This is a genomic window from Azoarcus sp. DN11, from assembly GCF_003628555.1.
Classification (GTDB): Bacteria; Pseudomonadota; Gammaproteobacteria; order Burkholderiales; family Rhodocyclaceae; genus Aromatoleum.
Genome location: NZ_CP021731.1, coordinates 4,226,523 through 4,245,433, shown reverse-complemented (window position 1 = coordinate 4,245,433; position 18,911 = coordinate 4,226,523). Strand labels below are relative to the sequence as shown.

Below are 18,911 nucleotides of genomic sequence, written 5' to 3'. Positions count from 1 at the left end.
AAAGGAGGAGGTGGGTATGTCCGACAGGAGCGGGCAAGCCGCGCATCCGGCCGCCCTGGATACCTTTCCGCGGCTGCTGATGCATCACGCCGCCGTGCGACCCGCGCGGCCGGCGATGCGCGAGAAGGAGTTCGGCATCTGGCAGAGCTACAGCTGGGCCGACGTCGCGCGCAACGTGCGGGCGATCGCCTGCGGGCTGGCGGCGCTGGGCTTCAAGCGTGGCGACCGGCTCGCGATCATCGGCGACAACCGCCCGCGCCTGTACTGGTCGGTGACCGCCTGCCAATGCCTCGGCGGCATTCCCGTGATGCTCTACCAGGACGCCGTGGCGCCCGAGATGGCCTACGTGCTGCAGGATGCGGAGATCCGCTTCGCGGTGGTCGAGGATCAGGAGCAGGTCGACAAGATGCTCGAGATCCACCCCGAGGTGCCTTTCCTCGAGCACGTGATCTACGACGACCCGCGCGGCCTGCGCCACTACAGCCAGCCGATGCTGATGGGCCTCGACGAGCTGCAGGAGATGGGCGGCATCCACGATCGCAACCACACCGATTTCCTCGACGGCGAGATCGACAAGGGGGCGGGCGACGACATCTCGGTGATGCTGTACACCTCGGGCACCACCGGCAAGCCCAAGGGCGTGTGCCAGACGCACGGTGCCTTCATCGCCGCGGCAACCGGCGGGATGCAGGTCGACGAGCTCACCGACCGGGAAGACATCCTGTCCTATCTGCCGATGGCCTGGGTGGGCGACCACCTTTTCTCCTTCGCGCAGGCGATGGTCACGGGCTTCACGATCAACTGCCCCGAGTCGGGCGACACCGTGATGACGGACCTGCGCGAGATCGGGCCGACCTATTACTTCGCCCCGCCGCGCGTGTTCGAGAACCTGCTCACGCAGGTGATGATCCGCATGGAGGATGCGAACGCCCTGAAGCGCAAGCTCTTCCACCACTTCCTCGACGTCGCGCGCCGCTGTGGCGCCGACATCCTCGACGGCAAGCCGGTGTCGGTGGGTGATCGCTTCCAGTACTGGCTCGGAAATCTGCTGGTATACGGCCCGCTGAAGAACGTGCTGGGCATGAGCCGCATCCGTGTCGCCTACACCGCAGGCGCGGCGATCGGGCCGGACCTCTTCCGCTTCTACCGCTCGATCGGCGTGAACCTCAAGCAGTTCTACGGCCAGACCGAGACCTGCGCCTATGTGTGCCTGCAGCCCGACGGCGCGATCAAGTTCGACTCCGTCGGCAAGCCGGCGCCCTTCGTCGAAGTGAAGCTCGCCGACAACGGCGAGATCCTCGTCAAGGGGCCGATGCTGCTGAAGGCCTACTACAAGCGCCCGGACGCGACCGCCGAGTCGATCAACGCCGAGGGCTACTTCATGACCGGCGATGCGGGCTACTTCGACGCGGACGGCCACCTGAAAATCATCGACCGCGCCAAGGACGTCGGCAAGCTCAGGGACGGCTCGATGTTCGCCCCCAACTACATCGAGAACAAGCTCAAGTTCTTCCAGCACGTCAAGGAGGCGGTCGCCTTCGGCAGCGGCCGCGAGGTCGTCACCGCCTTCATCAACATCGACCTCGAAGCGGTCGGCAACTGGGCCGAACGGCGCGGCCTGGCGTACTCGGGCTACACCGACCTCGCATCGCAGCCGGCGGTGTATGAGCTGATCCGCGACTGCGTCGAGAAGGTGAATGCCGACCTCGCCGCCGACCCGCAGATGAGCGGCTCGCAGGTGAGGCGCTTCCTGATCCTGCACAAGGAGCTCGACGCCGACGACGGCGAGCTGACGCGCACGCGCAAGGTGCGGCGCAACTTCATCGCCGAGCGCTACGCGGTGCTGATCGACGCGCTGTTCGAGGGCAAGGCGACGCAGCACATCGAGACCGTCGTGAAGTACGAGGACGGGCGCGAGGGCCGCATCAGCGCCGACCTGCGTATCGAGGAAGTGAAGACCTTCGCGCCGCAGGCGGCGAAGCAGGCGGCATGAGGGGAGAGGCGATGATGATGAACGACATGCCCCAGGCCGTGCAGGAGCCGGTGGCGGAGCCGACGCAAGTGAGCGGAGGCCGCATCGGCGAGGTGGTCCTCGACCTGCAGAACATCTCGCTGTCCTTCGGTGGCGTGAAGGCGCTGACCAACATCAGCTTCAACGTGCGCGAGCACGAGATCCGCTCGATCATCGGCCCGAACGGCGCGGGCAAGAGCTCGATGCTGAACGTGATCAACGGCGTCTACCACCCGCAGGAAGGTCGCATCCTGTTCCGCGGCGAGGAGCGCCGCAGGATGGAGCCGCACATGGCGGCCCGGCAGGGCATCGCGCGCACCTTCCAGAACATCGCGCTGTTCAAGGGCATGAGCGTGCTCGACAACATCATGACCGGGCGCAACCTGAAGATGAAGTCGGGCCTGCTCGCCCATGCGTTGTACTGGGGCCGCGCGCAGAAGGAGGAGATCGAGCATCGCGTGAAGGTCGAGGAGATCATCGACTTCCTCGAGATCCAGGACATCCGCAAGACCCCGGTGGGGGCGCTGCCCTACGGCCTGCAGAAGCGCGTCGAGTTGGGCCGCGCGCTCGCCGCGGAACCGAACCTGCTGCTGCTCGACGAGCCGATGGCGGGCATGAACGTCGAGGAAAAGCAGGACATGTGCCGCTTCATCCTCGACGTGAATGACCAGTTCGGCACGACGATCGTGCTGATCGAACACGACATGGGGGTCGTGATGGACATCTCCGACCGCGTCGTGGTGCTCGACTACGGCAAGAAGATCGGCGACGGCGTGCCCGACGAGGTGCGCGCCAACGAAGACGTGATCCGTGCCTACCTCGGCACGTCGCACTGAGCGGGAGCTTGGCAATGGGATTCTTTCTTGAAACCTTGTTCGGCGGTTTGATGGCCGGCATGTTGTATGCACTGATCGCGCTCGGCTTCGTGCTGATCTACAAGGCCTCGGGCGTGTTCAACTTCGCGCAGGGCGCGATGGTGCTGTTCGCGGCGCTGGCGATGGCGCGCTTCGCCGAGTGGATTCCGAAGTGGCTCGGGTTCGACAACCTGATCGTCGCGAACCTGCTCGCCTTCGTCGTCGCGATGGCGCTGATGGTGGTGCTGGCGTGGCTGATCGAGCGTCTGTGCTTGTCGAAGCTCGTGAACCAGGAAGGCATCACGCTGCTGATGGCCACCCTTGGCATCAGCTACTTCCTCGACGGCCTCGGCCAGACGCTGTTCGGCAACGACATCTACAGCATCAACGTCGGCATGCCTAAGGATCCGGCGATGATCCTCGAAGGCATGTTCGAAGGCGGACTCCTGATCAGCAAGGAGGACCTCGTCGCCGCGTTGATCGCCGCGGCGCTGGTGCTCGCGCTGGCGCTCTTCTTCCAGAAGACCTCGACCGGCCGCGCGCTGCGTGCGGTGGCGGACGACCACCAGGCGGCCCAGTCGATCGGCATCCCGCTCAACCGCATCTGGGTGATCGTGTGGTCGGTCGCGGGCTTTGCCGCGCTGGTCGCCGGCATCATCTGGGGCTCCAAGCTCGGCGTGCAGTTCTCGCTCTCGCTGGTCGCGCTGAAGGCGCTGCCGGTGGTGATCCTGGGCGGTCTGACCTCGGTGCCGGGCGCGATTCTCGGCGGGCTGATCATCGGCGTCGGCGAGAAGCTGTCCGAGATCTACCTCGGCGCCTTCTTCGGCGGTGGCATCGAGATCTGGTTCGCCTACGTCCTGGCGCTGGGCTTCCTGCTGGTGCGTCCGCAGGGCCTGTTCGGCGAAAAAATCATCGACCGCGTCTGACGCGGCTGCAATTCCCGGGAGAGTTTCCACATGCTCTACAGAGAAAACGGCCAGTTCAAGACGAGCTATGCCGCCGACCAGCAGATCTTCCCGATCGCGCAGGACCGCCTCGCGATCGGCCTGCTGCTCCTCGTCGCCTTCGTCGTGATGCCGATGGCCGGCTCGGAATACCTGTTCCGCGCCGTGCTGATTCCCTTCCTGATCCTCGCGCTCGCCGCGCTGGGGCTCAACATCCTGGTCGGCTACTGCGGCCAGATCTCGCTCGGCACCGGCGCCTTCATGGCGGTCGGCGCGTACGCGGCCTACAACTTCATGGTGCGCATCGACGGCATGCCGCTGATCGGCGCGATGCTGCTCGGCGGGCTCACGGCGACCGTCGTCGGCGTGCTGTTCGGCGTCCCGTCGCTGCGCATCAAGGGCCTGTACCTTGCCGTCGCGACGCTCGCGGCGCAGTTCTTCACCGACTGGGCTTTCCTGCGCATCAGCTGGTTCACGAACAACTCCACCTCCGGTTCGGTGAGCGTCGCGGGGCTCAACGTGTTCGGCCTGCCGATCGAGTCGCCGGTCGCGAAATACCTGTTCTGCCTCACGGTCGTGTGCGTGTTCGCCCTGGCCGCGAAGAACCTCACCCGCACCGCGACCGGCCGGCAGTGGATGGCGATCCGCGACATGGACGTCGCCGCGGCGGTGATCGGAATCCGCCCGGTGTATGCGAAGCTGACCGCCTTCGCGGTGAGTTCCTTCATCGTCGGCGTGGCCGGCGTGCTGTGGGCCTTCGTGCACCTGGGCGCGTGGGAGCCCGCCGCGTTCAGCATCGACCGCTCCTTCCAGCTCCTCTTCATGGTCATCATCGGCGGGCTCGGCTCGATCATGGGCGCCTTCTTCGGCGCGGCCTTCATCGTGGTCCTGCCCATCATCCTCGACCAGGTGCCGCACTGGTTCGACATCCCGCTATCGACGGCGACGACCTCGCACCTGGTGCACATGATCTTCGGCGCGCTGATCGTGTTCTTCCTGATCGCCGAGCCGCACGGCCTGGCGAAGCTGTGGAGCATCGGCAAGCAGAAGCTGCGCCTGTGGCCCTTCCCGCACTGATGCGCGGCGCGCTACCGGTTCTACCTGAAGGCGTCATGGAACAAAAAACGGCAGGCACGCCGCAAGTGCCAAACAAAATAGAGGAGGAGACACCATGAATCGCAAGGCTTTCGCGCTCGTCGCCGCTCTGGCGGCATTCGGTGCCGGCACCCTGTCCGCGCCCGTCGCGGCGCAGCAGGACACCGAACAGTTCTTCCCGCTGCTGGTCTATCGCACCGGCGCGTATGCCCCGAACGGCACGCCGTGGGCGAACGGCAAGCAGGACTACGTCAAGTACGTCAACGCGACCGGCGGCATCAACGGCGTGAAGATCGCGTGGGAGGAATGCGAGACCGGCTACGCCACCGACAAGGGCGTCGAATGCTACGAGCGTCTGAAAAGCAAGAAGCCCACGGTGATCGACCCGCAGGCCACCGGCATCACCTTCGCACTCACCGAGAAGGCGCCGGTCGACAAGGTCCCGCTGGTCACGCTCGGTTACGGCCTCGCCGCGTCGCAGGACGGCGGCGTGTTCAAGTGGAACTTCCCGCTGATGGGCAGCTACTGGACCGCCGCCGATGCGCTGATCCAGCATCTGGGCAAGAAGGAAGGCGGGCTCGACAAGCTCAAGGGCAAGAAGATCGCGCTGGTGTATCACGACTCGCCCTTCGGCAAGGAGCCGATCCCGCTGCTGCAGAAGCGCGCGCAGATGCACGGCTTCGAGCTCGTGCTGCTGCCTGTCACCGCGCCGGGCGTCGAGCAGAAGGCCACCTGGCTGCAGGTGCGCCAGCAGCGCCCGGACTACACGCTGCTGTGGGGCTGGGGCGTGATGAATTCCACCGCGCTCAAGGAAGCGATCGCGACCGGCTATCCGCGCGAGAAACTGCTCGGCGTGTGGTGGTCGGGTGCGGAGCCGGACGTCAAGGACGTCGGCGCCAACGCCAAGGGCTACAGCGCGCTGGCGCTCAACCCGCACGGCACGGACTCGGTGCTGATCAAGGACATCCTCAAGAAGGTGCATGACGCGGGCAACGGCGCTGGCCCGCGCGAGGAAGTCGGCTCGGTGCTGTACATGCGCGGCCTGCTGATTTCGATGCTGCAGGTCGAGGCGGTGCGCACGGCGCAGGCGAAGTTCGGCAAGGGCAAGGTCATGACCGGGGAGCAGGTGCGCTGGGGCCTCGAGAACCTCAACGTCGATGAGAAGCGCATCGGCGAGCTGGGGCTGGCGGGCCTGATCCGTCCGATCAAGACCAGCTGCGCCAACCACATGGGTTCGACCTCCGTGCGCATCCACACCTGGGACGGCACGACCTGGAAGATGCAGCCGGACTGGTACGAGGCCGACAAGAGCGTCGTCGATCCGCTGGTGAAGGAGGCCGCGGACAAGTACGCGACCGACAAGCAGATCAAGCGCCGCGACGCGAGCGACTGCGCGGCTTGACCGCCGCAAGCACGCTGCGGCCCGGCTCCGGCCGGCCGTGGCGTGCGGATGACGCAGATCCCGGCCGCTCCGTGCGGCCGGAGCGAAAACGACTTAGCGGATGAACCGATGGATACGTCGAATCTCCTCCTCGATGTGAACGGCATCGAGGTGATCTACAACCACGTCGCGCTGGTGCTGAAAGGCGTGTCGCTGCAGGTGCCCGAAGGCCGCATCGTCGCGATCCTGGGTGGCAACGGCGCAGGCAAGACGACGACGTTGCGCGCGGTGTCCAACCTCTTGAAGGGCGAGCGCGGCGAGGTCACGAAGGGCACGATCGAGCTGAAGGGCGAGCGCGTCGAGAGCCTGTCGCCATCGGACCTGGTGCGCCGCGGCGTCGTGCAGGTGATGGAAGGGCGCCACTGCTTCGCCCACCTGACGATCGAGGAAAACCTGCTCGCGGGTGCCTACACCTGCAGGGACAAGGGCCAGATCGCCGCCAACCTCGACAAGGTCTATACCTACTTCCCGCGGCTGAAGACGCGCCGCACCAGCCAGGCCGCCTACACCTCGGGCGGCGAACAGCAGATGTGCGCGATCGGCCGCGCGCTGATGTCGAACCCGCGCATGGTGCTGCTCGACGAGCCCTCGATGGGCCTGGCGCCGCAGATCGTCGAGGAAGTATTCGAGATCGTGAAGGACCTCAACGTGAAGGAGAAGGTGAGCTTCCTGCTCGCCGAACAGAACACCATGGTCGCGCTGCGCTATTCGGACTTCGGCTACATCGTCGAGAACGGACGCATCGTGATGGAAGGCGAGGCGAAGAGCCTGGCGGATAACGAGGACGTCAAGGAGTTCTACCTCGGCATCTCGGGCGAGGGTCGGAAGAGTTTCCGCGACGTCAAACACTACCGCCGCCGCAAGCGCTGGTTGTCCTGACGACGGGAGATCGCGGCGCGACGCGGCGTTGCTCGGGCGCTTGTGTGCAGCAGCACACGGCGCACCCTCGCGCCTTGCCTCGCACCGCGCTTTCCCGCCGTCGGTCACGGCGTGACGTAGCCCCCCGTCGGGGCGTGTTTCGTGCCGAGGCGTCCGCCGCGCGCCAACGAGGCGCGGAACACGCCCCGGCGGGGGGCTGGCAGTCCGCAATGCAGCATCGAACAACAAACCCGATCGACCGCTTGGCCCCGTATTGCACTCAGGATCAAAGCAATGAACTACTACGACGCCAGAGAAACCCGTGACCCCGCCGAGCGCGAGCGGGAGCTGATGGCCCGCCTGCCTGCGCACATCGCCCACGCGAAGGCGAACGCGCCGGCCTTCGCCGGGCTGCTGGAAGGCGTCGATCCAGCGACGATCACGAGCCGTGAGGCGCTCGCCCGCCTGCCCGTCACGCGCAAGTCCGAACTCGTCGAGCGGCAGAAGGCGTCACGCCCCTTCGGCGGCTTCGCTGCAACGAAGTGGGGCCCCGGCTGCCGCCGCGTGTTCGCGTCGCCCGGCCCGCTGTACGAACCGGAAAGCGCCCGGCCCGACTACTACCGCATCGCCCGCGCCTTCCATGCCGCCGGCTTCCGCGCGGGCGACCTCGTGCATAACACCTTCTCCTACCACTTCACCCCGGCCGGCTCGATGATGGAGACGGCCGCGCACGCGCTGGGCTGCACAGTGTTCCCCGCGGGGGTCGGCCAGACCGAGCAGCAGCTCGCCGCCATCGCCGACCTGCGGCCCAGCGCCTACGTCGGCACGCCGTCCTTCCTGCGCATCCTCCTCGACAAGGCCAGGGAGCAGGGCGTGGCGTCCAGCTTCACGAAGGCCTTCGTCTCCGGCGAAGCCTTCCCGCCCGCGCTGCAGGAGGCGTTCGCCGCATGCGGGATCACCGCGTACCAGGCCTACGCGACTGCAGACATCGGCCTCATCGCCTACGAGACTTCGGCGCGCCAAGGCATGGTGCTCGACGAGGACGTGATCCTCGAGATCGTCCGCCCCGGCACCGGCGACCCAGTCGCGCCGGGCGAGGTCGGGGAGGTCGTCGTCACGACCTTCAATCCCGACTACCCGCTGATCCGCTTCGGCACGGGCGATCTGTCGGCGGTGCTGCCCGGCGCCTCACCCTGCGGCCGCACCAACGTGCGCATCAAGGGCTGGATGGGACGCGCCGACCAGACGACCAAGGTCAAGGGCATGTTCGTGCATCCGGGGCAGATCGCCGCGGTCGCGAAGCGCCACCCGGAGATCCTGCGCGCGCGCCTCGTCGTCGACAACCCGGACCTCAACGACCGCATGACGCTGCACTGCGAGACGGCGCAGCCCGGCGAGCCGCTCGCCGACGCGATTGCCGCGAACATCCGCGAGCTCACGAAGTTGCGCGGCGAGGTGAGCTTCTGCGCGCCCGGCAGCCTTGTCAACGACGGCAAGGTCATCGACGACGTGCGCGAATACGAGTGAGGCGGGGCGGCGAGCCTCGGGCACCGTGCCCGCCGCCGACACGGGGCGTGCGGCGGCGTCGCGGACCCGAAGGGGACCCCCGCTCGAAGCCCGCCGGTTGCTAGATGGCGTAGTCCTCCGGCAGTTGCTCCGCCTCCGCGAAGAACTCGCGGAAGATCTGCTTGCGGAGGGCGACGAAATCGGCGCTGCTGCGGTCACGCGGTCGGGCGAGCCTGACCGGGACGACGCGCTTGATCGTGCCGGGACGATTCGACATGACGACCACTTCATCACCGAGAAAGATCGCCTCGTCGATGTCGTGGGTCACCAGGACCATCGTCGTACGCTCGACTTCCCAGATGCGCAGCACTTCCTGCTGCAGCTGGATCCGGGTGAAGGCGTCGAGCGCGCCGAACGGTTCGTCCAGCAGCAGCACCTGCGGCTGGTTCACCAGCGCCCGGGCGATCGCCACCCGCTGCGCCATGCCGCCCGAGAGCTGATGCGGAAGGGCACTGGCGAATCCGGCGAGTCCCACCAACTCGAGGTGCTCATGCACGCGACGAGCCTGTTCGCGGGGGCGTGCATCCTTGAGCCCGAAAGCGACGTTCTCCGCCACGGTGAGCCAGGGCAGCAGGCGATGCTCCTGAAATACCATGCCGCGGTCGAGGCCAGGCGCGGTGACGGCTCTTCCCCCGAGCGTCACCTGGCCGTCGTAGGCGGTCTCCAGTCCCGCGATGATGCGCAGCAGCGTGCTCTTGCCGCAGCCGCTGGCGCCGACGATGCTCACGAAACGTCCGCCCGGGACCTGCAATTCGATGTCCTTCAGCACTTCGACGGCGCTTTTGTTCAAGCTGAAAGTCTTCGACAGGGGGCCGATGGCGAGGTGGCCGGGGAGGGCGGCGGTGATGGTCATGTCCAGCTTCCCGAGTAAGCGGGATTCCACGTGATGAGATGCTGCTCTGCCCGCTTCAGCAGGCTGTCCAGGAGCTTGCCGACCGCGCCGATCGTGAGCATGCCGACGATCACGACGTCCGTCTGCGACAGCTGGCGCGCATCCATGATGAGATAGCCGACGCCGCTGCTCGCGGCAATCAGTTCGGAGGCGACGACGCAGATCCAGGCCACCATCAGTCCCACCCGCAACCCGGTCATGATCGCCGGCAAAGCGCCCGGCAAGATCACGCGGGCCACGAAGCGGCCGCGGGAGACTTCGAGAATGCGCGCCAGTTCGACGTGCCGGTGGTCGGTCCGGCGAATGCCGTCGACGGTATTGACCAGGATCGGAAAGAACGCGCCGAGGAAGATGATGTAGACCTTCGCCGCTTCCCCGATGCCGAACCAGAGGATGGCAATGGGAATCCAGGCGAGCGGCGGAATCGGTTTCAGCACCTGGACCGACAGGTCGGTGAGGCGATCGAGCGTGCGCGACAGGCCGATGCCTATCCCGAGGGCGATTCCCAGCGCGGCGGCGATGCCGAAGCCCTGGAGCACGCGCTGCAGGCTCACCGAGAGGTGGCGCGGCAGATCGCCGCTGGCGGCCAGTTCCCACAGCGTAGCCACCACCCGGCTGGGCGGCGGCAACAGGATGGGACGGATCAGGCCGAGCTCGAACAACGCCTGCCACAGTGCCACGACGAACACCGGCAGCGCGACATAGAGGGCCGCGCTTCTTGCGCCGTGGGCCCAGGCGCGCAGGCGGGGCGCGATCGGGGCGCGCACCGCCCGCTGCGGCGCCGGGTCGAGAGCCAGTTCGGGCGTCATTTCAGTCCGCCTTCCCGGCCGAGCGTGCGATCGGCGAAGCGCTCCACGTCGACCGCCTCCCTGGTGAGCGCGATCTGTCGCAGATAGGCCTCCGTCTTCTTGATTTCGTCGACGTCGTGGTCGTGGATCGCCGCGTTGAAATCGAGCTTGGCCAGGACCTGCTCCACCAGTTCCGGCGGAAGCTTCACGTCCTCGCCGATCAGCCGCGCCGCCTCCCGGGGATTGGACTTGATGTACTCCGCCCCGCGCTCGTAGGCCTTCAGCAGAGCCTTCACCTGATCGCGCTTCCTGGTCGCGAATTCACCGGACGCGAGGATGACCAGCACGCCGGCCTTGATGCCGGTGCCGTCGGCCAGCACGCGCAGCGCCTTCTCGGCTTCGTACTTTGCGAGCACCGGATCCCACACCGCCCCGGCGTCGATGTTGCCGGCGAGCAGCGCGGTGGGCACCTCGCCATTGGGCAGATTGATCAGCTCGATGTCCTTGAAAGTGAGCCCCCCCTGCTCGAGCACCAACGCCAGCAGGTGTTGCGCGTACGAGCCCTTGGTGACGGCGACCTTCCGGCCCTTCAGATCCTTCGCGGCCTTGATCGGCGAGCCGGCTGCCACGACGACGGCCAGGCTCTTCGGGCCGCTCGCGGTGATGCCGACGATGCGCGTGTCGATGCCCGCCGACTTGCCGATGAGTGCGGGCGTGTCACCGAGAAAGCCGATGTCCTGCTGACCCGCGGCGAACGCCTCGTTGATCGGAGGGCCGGCAGCGAAGGAGGCCCATTTGATCGTGGGCGAGCCGGCCTTGGCGAGTTCCTCGTCCAGCCACTTCTTCTGCTTGGCGACGAAGATCGGCGCGTATTGCGGGATCGGCTGGGTGGCGATGCGGATCTGATCGGCGTTCGCCGCGACGGGGGCGAAGACCAGAGCAGCCGCGGCGAGCAGGGTTCCGAGTCGGAGTAGCTTCATGACAGTCCTTATCGATCAGGAACCTTCCCGGTGCAGGGCAAGGTGGGTTATGGGATGCCCGATGACGACGCGGTGATCGGCGGGCTGAACAAGACAAGGGTGCTGCAGGCGATGGATCCGCTGCCAATATATGCAGCGGTGACCCGAAACCAAACGAAGAAAACTTCACTTTCATATTTGCGGACTGCATATGCAGCCCGCCCCGCCGTCGGTCGGTCGCCCGCGCAGCAGCCTATTCCGCGGAGCCCTGCGCCCCGCGCAGTTCTGCTCGCGCAATCCGCGGCAGCAGGAACCGGACAAGATCCAGGCTGTTCCGGCTGGCGCGCGGCAAGAACGCCTCGAAATTGTCCGCCGCGCTGCCGTCAGCCCGATCCGATATGGTCCGCGCCACCAGAAACGGCACGCGGTTGACGCTGCAAACCAGCGCCACGCTCGCCCCTTCCATTTCGACACCATCGCCTTCCAGCTCTTCGGTCAGGTACGCGTGGCTGTCCATTTCCCGGCAGGTGATGAACTGATCGCCGGTACAGATCCGCCCCCGATGCACCTTGCCCGTGGCCGGAACGAAGCCGGCGGCCAGTTCGAGCAGGACGGGATCGGCCGGCATGAAACGGTAATCGGAATACGGTACCTGCCCGCGCGGCAACTGGAGGCCCGCGGATTCGAGATCGTGCTGGACCAGATCGGCGGCGAGCAGGGTGTCGCCGATGTCGATGTGCGGACGCAGGCTGCCGGCCAGTCCGGTAAATATCACCGCCTGCGGGTGCCAGCGGTCGATCAGATGCTGGGTCACCAGCGCGGACATCACCTTGCCGACCCCGCTCTTGCTGACCAGCACGTCCTGTCCTTCGAGTTGCCCCCGATGCTGGGCAAACCCGTTCCACTGGTGGCGTTGCGGGCTGCTCAGCCGCGACAGGAACTCCTCGATTTCGCTGTCCATGGCGCCGAGAATGATGATCATGCGACGGATCCTGAAGTGATTGATTCCCATCCGTCGCTCGCGGCAAGACGCTGTGCCGGGATCAGCATCCGTCGAACTCGCAAACGGCATAGAACGGAATGCCCTCCCGGCGCGCGCGCTCCGAACCTCCCAGCGCCGGCAGGTCGATAATCGCGGCGGCCTCGACCACCTCGGCTCCGGTGCGTCGCAACAGTTTCGACGCGGCCAGCAGCGTGCCGCCGGTCGCGACCAGATCGTCGATGAGCAGTACGCGGTCACCGGACCTGCAGGCGTCGCTGTGGATTTCCATCGCCGCCGATCCGTACTCCAGCGCGTAATCTTCGGTCAGCGTCGCACACGGCAGTTTTCCCTTCTTGCGCACCGGAATGAAACCGAGATTCAGCTGACAGGCGACGGCTGCGCCGAGAATGAAGCCGCGCGCATCGACGCCGGCGACGTAATCGAGGTCGGCCTCCCGGTAGCGATCGACAAGACTGTCCACCAGGACGCGGAAGACTTTTCTGTCCTGCAGCAGCGGGGTAATGTCGCGGAACTGGACGCCGCGACGCGGCCAGTCCGCGACGGTGCGAATGCGTTCTCGAATGTATGTGCCGACTGGAATCGGGGACATGGACGAACTCCGTGGATGTCGCTTCCGGTGGTGCGTGGCGATGGACGACCGGAATGGAATACCTTACAGACCGGCGTCGGCCCGGATCTGCTCGACTTTGTCGGTACGTTCCCAAGTAAACTCCGCCTTCTCGCGCCCGAAATGCCCGTAGGCCGCGGTTTGCGAATAGATCGGGCGCAGGAGATCCAGCTCCTGAATGATGCCCTTCGGGCGCAGATCGAAATTGCGCTGGATGATGCCGACGATCTGCTCGTTGCTGAACTTGCTGCTGCCCCAGGTATCGACCGTAATACTGACCGGCCTGGCGACGCCGATCGCATAGGCGACCTGTACCTGCACCTGCTTCGCGACGCCTGCGGCAACGAGATTCTTCGCCACGTAACGGCCGGCGTAGGCGGCCGAGCGATCGACCTTGGACGGATCCTTGCCCGAGAAGGCCCCTCCGCCGTGGGGGGCAGCGCCGCCGTACGTATCGACGACGATCTTGCGACCGGTCAGCCCGCAGTCTCCCACCGGGCCGCCAATGACGAAACGTCCCGTCGGGTTGACGAGAAATTTCGGGTTGCGGAGCCATTCCTTCGGCAATACCGGCTTGATGATTTCTTCGATCACCAGTTCCGAAAGTTGCGAGTGGGAAATGTCGGGATGGTGCTGGGTGGACAAGACGACGGTGTCTACCTCGAGCACCCGGCCGGTCTCGCCGCAGTATTTGAGCGTCACCTGGGACTTCGCATCCGGACGCAACCACGGCAAACGGGCGTCCTTGCGCAGTTGTGCCTGGCGCTCGACCAGGCGGTGCGCGTAATAGATCGGCGCCGGCAACAGCTGCGGCGTCTCGTCGTTGGCGTAACCGAACATCAAACCCTGATCCCCGGCCCCCTGGTCGAGATCCAGGCCCTGGCCTTCATTCACGCCTTGGGCGATGTCGGGCGATTGCTTGTCGTAGGCGACCAGGACAGAGCACGTCTTGTAGTCGAATCCGATATCGGAGTGGTCGTAACCGATGCGGCGGATCGTATCCCGCGCAATCTGGATGTAGTCGACGTTGGCGCTTGTCGTGATTTCACCGGCTAGTACGACGAGTCCCGTGTTGACCAGCGTCTCCGCAGCGACACGCGCGCGCTTGTCCTGGGCCAGGATGGCGTCGAGGATCGAATCCGAAATCTGGTCGGCGACCTTGTCGGGGTGACCTTCGGCTACGGATTCGGAAGTGAAGAGAAAATCGGACATGTTGTCTCTCGGCAGAATGTTGATGGCAGGTTGCAGCGAGTAGGCCGATCAGGCCGGTTGAAGGGCCGGATCGGACATGAATCAGGCCGCCTTCCGGCGCGTGAAATAGTCGTTGATTTCCCGGTACCACTCTTTCAGCCGGGCCGGGTCGATATTGCTGATCCCGGCGTACGCCTGCGTGAAATGCACGTTGGAGTGGTCGAGGCGGACGGGTTCGACGCGTCCTTCGGCAATGAGCTCGTCGTAAAGTCGCGAGCCCGGCAGCGGGCTGTAGATGCTCCAGCTCCAGCGGTCGAGTTCCAGGGACTTGGCGAATTCGAACGTCTGCCTGACGTCCTCCTCATCCTCGCCGGGAATCCCGATCATGAAGAATCCGAAAACCCGCACATGTTTCTTCGCGAGCTTCACCTTTTCGCGGATCTGGTCGACCGTGATCTGCTTGTTCAGACGAAGGAGACTCCTGGGCGAACCGGATTCGATGCCCAGATCGATCTGGCTGAGTCCGGCGCGCCTCATCAGCGCCAGCTCGTCCTCCTTCAGCAGATTGATGCGCGTGTTGGCCTGCCATTCGACCCCCACCTTGCGCTCGATCATCAGTTCGCAGAACTCCCGCGTCCAGGACGGCTTCATGTTGAAGATGCTGTCCTTGAACCACACGCCCTCGATTCCGTGTCGATCGCGCAGCGCGACGATGTCATCGACCACCTTGGATGCCGATTTCACGCGCCAGCGCCGGCTCATCGTCTGCTGCACGGCGCAGAACGAGCAGGAGTAGGGGCATCCGCGCGAGACGATCATCGAAATGCCGCGGATGCCGCGCAACAACCCGTTGTGCTCGATGTATCGCTCGACCGGAAAGGAGTCGTAATCGGCCGGGGGAAGCTGTTCGAGATCCTTCAGCGGGGGCGCTTTCTCGGAAATGTGCAAGCCGGTGTCGGTCCGATAGCAAAGGCCCTGCACGACGGCAAGTTCGCCTCCCTTTCCGGACAGCGTATCGAGCAGCTGGCCGAGGGCGGTTTCACCCTCGCCGCGAATGGCGAAGTCGACGTTCGGGTTGCTCAGGACGCTCCACGGGTCGAGCGTCGGGTGCACGCCGCCGAGGACGACGTGGGCGTGCGGCAAGGCCTTTCGGGTCACCTCGGCGACGCGCAAGGCGGCCGGCAGCGTGGGCGTCATCGCCGTGACGCCCACGACGTCGGGGCGTTCTTCAGCCAATCGCCGGGCCAGCGCTTCGCTGTCCATCATCAGCACCTGCATGTCGAGCAGGGTCACGTCATGGCCGAGGGTCTTGGCGTAGGAAACCAGATACGCGAGGCCGAGCGGCGGCTCGAACGGGGCGACATAGAGGTTGCCACCCTTGATCCAGTCGACATAGTCCTCGTAACGGTTGCGAAATTCGTTGCCGTCGAAAAATGCCGGATTGATCAGAATTACCTTCATCGCACGCCCTCGCTATTTCGCCAGCTGATCCAGATGCGTCAGCGTCGGGCGCTCGGCTTCCTGTAGCGCCCGGAGGTGCCCGAAGTCCTCGCTCCAGGCCTCCTCGGGCTCGATCACCCAGACGGCGGCGAGGCCGACATTGCCCTGGCGCTCTCGTGCCTCGACGTAGTGACGCTGAAAGAGGGCGCCGCTCACATGCGTTTTCAAAGCCTTCCCCTTGATCTGGAAGCTGCGGCCGTCGCCGGCCAGCAGCGAGACCGCGACGTTGCGGTCGAACCACAGGCTGCGCAGCAGATTTCGATTGGTCGGCGACGACTCCAGAAGCTCGGGAAGGATCAACGTCCCGTCGCCGGCGGCATATAGCTCGTTCCTGACCACGGCGTGGGGCGAGCCCTCGCCGTCGATCGTGGCCAGAACCTTGATGGTCGATGCATCGTTCAGAAGCTCGATGACTTCGGTTGAAAGCGGCGTGCTCATGGCTGTCCTTTGTTACTGCAAACGGGCAAGGTCGGTGTCGGGGTGATTGCCGCAGCGTCGGTAATCGTCGAAGTCGATACGCAGGCCGTACTTCAGGCGCAGATCCTGCAGCCCTTGCGCGAGGCGGATGAAGTAATCCAGCGACGGCGCCTGCTGTCCGCGCAGCGCCGAGCCCGGGCGCGGCACCCAGACGATATAGACGGTGCTGACACCGCGTTCGGCGAGGTATTCGGCTTCTTCGAGGGTCGAGGCGAGGGCATCCTTCTCGGACGTGAATCCGCTCGGGCGCGCGGTTTCCACGCCGCCAACGATGCCCGTGCCGACATTGCCGCGGCCGAAGATATCGACGGCCCGCACGAGCCGGTCGCGCCACTCCTTGTAGCCCACCCATTTCGCCTTGCCGGGGCAGATCCAGTCGAACAGCCGCTCGTTGAGCACTTCCAGATCGCTGGTGTAGCTGGTCAGGCCGGTCTGCTCATAAAGGCGGGCCAACTGCTTTTCGTCGAAGGCCGAGGCGATCAGCTGGCTGGGGAATTTCTTCGTCCTGAAGTTCTCGCCGATGGCCTGCAGCAATTCGATGTAGAAATCGACCTCGCGATCGAACAGCGCGTCGCCCTTGATCACCGAGCCTGCGGTCAGGCACAGGCTCGTGAAGCGCCCGGGTTCCTTGAGCGCCTCGGCAATGGTTTCCTTGACATCCTGCGGCCGCAGACGGCTGGGGACCCCGAGTTCCTCGCGCTGCTGTTTGGTGTGCGTGACGATGTCGCAGAACTTGCAGCCCTTGTCCTCCGCCCAGAAATAGCAGAAGCTCGATTGAAAGACATTGAGCCGCTGCGGCCGCGCGCTGACGATATGGCTCATCGGCAGGCCCGAACGGGTGTTCTTGCCGTAGTAAGCCGGCTTCGGCCACAGATCCACCTCTTCGAGCAGCCGGCCGTGGTCGAGCAGGACGAAGCGCCCGTCGATGTGATCGACGATGTAGGGATCCTGATCCTCGGGCGTCGGGTCGGCCAGGATCGTCGTGCCGTCACGCAGCAGCAGCGATTCGGGTAGCGGCTTGATGGCGCCGTCGCGTGACCCGAAGATGTAGGGACTCCGCAACTGGTGAATCTCCGGGTCGACCGCGGCCTGGGCACGGTCCGTGTACGCCACCCCTCGCCGCTGGGCATCGATCTTCAGCGCTACCAGTCGTGGAAACGACGGATGGCGGGACAGGGTTTCATCGAAAGAAGGCTCGTTGCGGAAACGCCCTTTTGTCAGTGCAAGCATTCATCTTCTCCACGGCGGCATGCCGATATCCGATGCCGGATTATTGAGGCCGCTATGACGAAGAGGAACGATTCATTTTCGATTAACTCATCACAATGTAATATTTGGGTTCGCCCGCGATTTCATTGGATTGGCGCTGTGCGAGTGGCGTCTGTTCGCGCCGCGACCCGCAGGCGGGGCGCCGGAGGGGCATAGGGTTGCTGCGCATTTTTTCGGTTCGCCCTGCGCGACGGCCGTAGAATGACCGCCCCGACAACGATCGCTCCGACAGCATGAGACACAAACCCCTGCACGGCCTGCGCGTCCTGGATCTCACCCGCCTGCTGCCCGGCCCGCTCGCGACCCAGCACCTCGCCGACTACGGCGCCGAAGTCATCAAGATCGAGGACACCGGCGCCGGCGACTATGCGCGCACGATGGGCGCGATGAACGGCGACACCAGCTTCTTCTACCAGGTGTGCAACCGCAGCAAGAAGAGCGTGCGCCTCGACCTCAAGCAGGCCGAAGGGCGCGAGCTGTTCCTGCGCTTGGTCGACACGGCGGATGTCGTCGTCGAAGGCTTCCGCCCCGGCGTGATGGACAAGCTGGGCCTCGGCTACGACGCGCTCGCGGAACGCAATCCGAAGATCGTCCTGTGCAGCATCTCCGGTTACGGCCAGACCGGCCCCTACGCGCTGCGCGCCGGCCACGACATCAACTACATCGGCTACGCCGGCGTGCTCGACCAGAGCGGCACCGCGGGCGGTGCGCCGTCAATGTCCAACCTGCAGATCGGCGATCTCCTCGGCGGCACGCTGTCGGCGCTGTTCGGCCTGCTCGTCGCGGTGCTCGACGCGCGCGCGAGCGGGCAGGGGCGGCACGTCGACGTCGCGATGACCGACGCCGCGATGGCGCACGCGATTTTCCCGCTCGCCGAAGTGCTCGCGCACGGCGGCGTGAAGCCGCGCGGCGAGGATCTCCTGACTGGCGGCGTGCCCTGCTACGGCGTGTATGAGACCGCGGACGGCCGCCACATGGCGGTCGGGTCGCTCGAGGAGAAGTTCTGGCACCTCGTGTGCGACACGCTCGGCCGCCCCGAGCTCAAGCCCGCGCATCTCGCGACCGGAGCAGAGGGCGCGCGTGCGCGTGCCGAGGTTGCCGCGATCTTCCGCAGCCGTACGCAGGCCGAATGGACGGTGATCTTCGACCCCGTCGACTGCTGCGTGACGCCCGTCCTGCGGCTCGAAGAAAGCCTGGAGAACCCGCAGCTCCGCGCGCGCGGCATGGTCGCGGAAGTCGAGGGCGTGCGCCAGTTCGGCCCGCCCGTGCGCCTGTCCGGCTTCGAGCCCGGCCCCTTCGCGCCCGCACCGCAGGCGGGCGCCGACAGCGACGCCGTCCTGACGGCGCTCGGCCTCGATGACGCGGCCATTGCGCGTCTGCGCGCATCCGGCGTCATCTGAGCGTCGACTGCAGGAGGCAGGGGGAAGCCGCAATCGCAGCGCACCCCGGCCGCGGG

The 18,911-nt window shown here is 65.6% G+C and carries 17 protein-coding genes; 8 read left to right on the top strand and 9 right to left on the bottom strand.

Annotation, left to right across the window (positions count from 1 at the left end; genetic code table 11):
* Positions 1-16 precede the first annotated feature (16 nt).
* The 7 genes from CDA09_RS19765 (at position 17) to CDA09_RS19735 (ending at position 8,730) form a co-directional block, all read left to right on the top strand.
* Positions 17-1,993, top strand: coding sequence for an AMP-dependent synthetase/ligase (locus tag CDA09_RS19765; protein ID WP_121430205.1), 1,977 nt, complete (start codon positions 17-19; stop codon positions 1,991-1,993).
* An 11-nt stretch (positions 1,994-2,004) separates the two neighbouring features.
* The gene (locus CDA09_RS19760) at positions 2,005-2,847 is read left to right on the top strand and encodes an ABC transporter ATP-binding protein (RefSeq protein ID WP_121430204.1); all 843 of its coding nucleotides are present in this window, start codon (positions 2,005-2,007) and stop codon (positions 2,845-2,847) included.
* A 14-nt stretch (positions 2,848-2,861) separates the two neighbouring features.
* Entirely contained in the window at positions 2,862-3,791 is a 930-nt protein-coding gene (locus tag CDA09_RS19755; protein WP_121430203.1) for a branched-chain amino acid ABC transporter permease, read from the top strand.
* A 30-nt stretch (positions 3,792-3,821) separates the two neighbouring features.
* Entirely contained in the window at positions 3,822-4,886 is a 1,065-nt protein-coding gene (locus tag CDA09_RS19750; protein ID WP_121430202.1) for a branched-chain amino acid ABC transporter permease, read from the top strand.
* Between the two features lie 94 nt (positions 4,887-4,980).
* The gene (locus CDA09_RS19745) at positions 4,981-6,306 is read left to right on the top strand and encodes an ABC transporter substrate-binding protein (RefSeq protein ID WP_121430201.1); all 1,326 of its coding nucleotides are present in this window, start codon (positions 4,981-4,983) and stop codon (positions 6,304-6,306) included.
* Positions 6,307-6,414: 108 nt separating this feature from the next.
* The gene (locus tag CDA09_RS19740; protein ID WP_121430200.1) at positions 6,415-7,224 is read left to right on the top strand and encodes an ABC transporter ATP-binding protein; all 810 of its coding nucleotides are present in this window, start codon (positions 6,415-6,417) and stop codon (positions 7,222-7,224) included.
* A 273-nt stretch (positions 7,225-7,497) separates the two neighbouring features.
* A complete protein-coding gene (locus tag CDA09_RS19735; RefSeq protein ID WP_121430199.1) occupies positions 7,498-8,730 on the top strand; it encodes a phenylacetate--CoA ligase family protein in 1,233 nt (410 codons plus the stop codon).
* A 100-nt stretch (positions 8,731-8,830) separates the two neighbouring features.
* On the opposite strand, the gene CDA09_RS19730 is transcribed toward CDA09_RS19735, so the two are convergent.
* The 9 genes from CDA09_RS19730 to CDA09_RS19690 form a co-directional block, all read right to left on the bottom strand.
* Positions 8,831-9,622: an ABC transporter ATP-binding protein gene (locus CDA09_RS19730; RefSeq protein ID WP_121430198.1), complete on the bottom strand. Its 792-nt coding sequence runs from the start codon at positions 9,620-9,622 to the stop codon at positions 8,831-8,833.
* The gene (locus CDA09_RS19725; protein ID WP_121430197.1) at positions 9,619-10,470 is read right to left on the bottom strand and encodes an ABC transporter permease; all 852 of its coding nucleotides are present in this window, start codon (positions 10,468-10,470) and stop codon (positions 9,619-9,621) included. The genes CDA09_RS19730 and CDA09_RS19725 overlap by 4 nt, the downstream gene beginning before the upstream one ends.
* Entirely contained in the window at positions 10,467-11,429 is a 963-nt protein-coding gene (locus tag CDA09_RS19720) for an aliphatic sulfonate ABC transporter substrate-binding protein (RefSeq protein WP_121430196.1), read from the bottom strand. Before CDA09_RS19720 ends, CDA09_RS19725 begins: the two co-directional genes overlap by 4 nt.
* Positions 11,430-11,661: 232 nt before the next feature.
* On the bottom strand, positions 11,662-12,390 hold the full coding sequence (locus CDA09_RS19715) for a 5'-methylthioadenosine/adenosylhomocysteine nucleosidase (protein WP_164844443.1): 729 nt from the start codon (positions 12,388-12,390) through the stop codon (positions 11,662-11,664).
* Between the two features lie 61 nt (positions 12,391-12,451).
* Positions 12,452-13,000: an adenine phosphoribosyltransferase gene (locus CDA09_RS19710; RefSeq protein WP_121430194.1), complete on the bottom strand. Its 549-nt coding sequence runs from the start codon at positions 12,998-13,000 to the stop codon at positions 12,452-12,454.
* 63 nt (positions 13,001-13,063) lie between these two features.
* Positions 13,064-14,230 (bottom strand): methionine adenosyltransferase, encoded by a 1,167-nt coding sequence (gene metK / locus CDA09_RS19705; RefSeq protein ID WP_121430193.1) that lies wholly within the window; start codon positions 14,228-14,230, stop codon positions 13,064-13,066.
* A gap of 81 nt (positions 14,231-14,311) precedes the next feature.
* Entirely contained in the window at positions 14,312-15,670 is a 1,359-nt protein-coding gene (locus CDA09_RS19700) for a B12-binding domain-containing radical SAM protein (RefSeq protein WP_121430192.1), read from the bottom strand.
* A 12-nt stretch (positions 15,671-15,682) separates the two neighbouring features.
* Positions 15,683-16,147 (bottom strand): pyridoxamine 5'-phosphate oxidase family protein, encoded by a 465-nt coding sequence (locus CDA09_RS19695; RefSeq protein ID WP_121430191.1) that lies wholly within the window; start codon positions 16,145-16,147, stop codon positions 15,683-15,685.
* A 12-nt stretch (positions 16,148-16,159) separates the two neighbouring features.
* Positions 16,160-17,416, bottom strand: a complete 1,257-nt coding sequence (locus CDA09_RS19690) for a radical SAM protein (RefSeq protein WP_121430190.1) — start codon at positions 17,414-17,416, stop codon at positions 16,160-16,162.
* 272 nt (positions 17,417-17,688) lie between these two features.
* Between CDA09_RS19690 and CDA09_RS19685 the strand changes: the two genes are divergently transcribed.
* Positions 17,689-18,855: a CaiB/BaiF CoA transferase family protein gene (locus tag CDA09_RS19685; RefSeq protein ID WP_121430189.1), complete on the top strand. Its 1,167-nt coding sequence runs from the start codon at positions 17,689-17,691 to the stop codon at positions 18,853-18,855.
* Positions 18,856-18,911 lie beyond the last annotated feature (56 nt).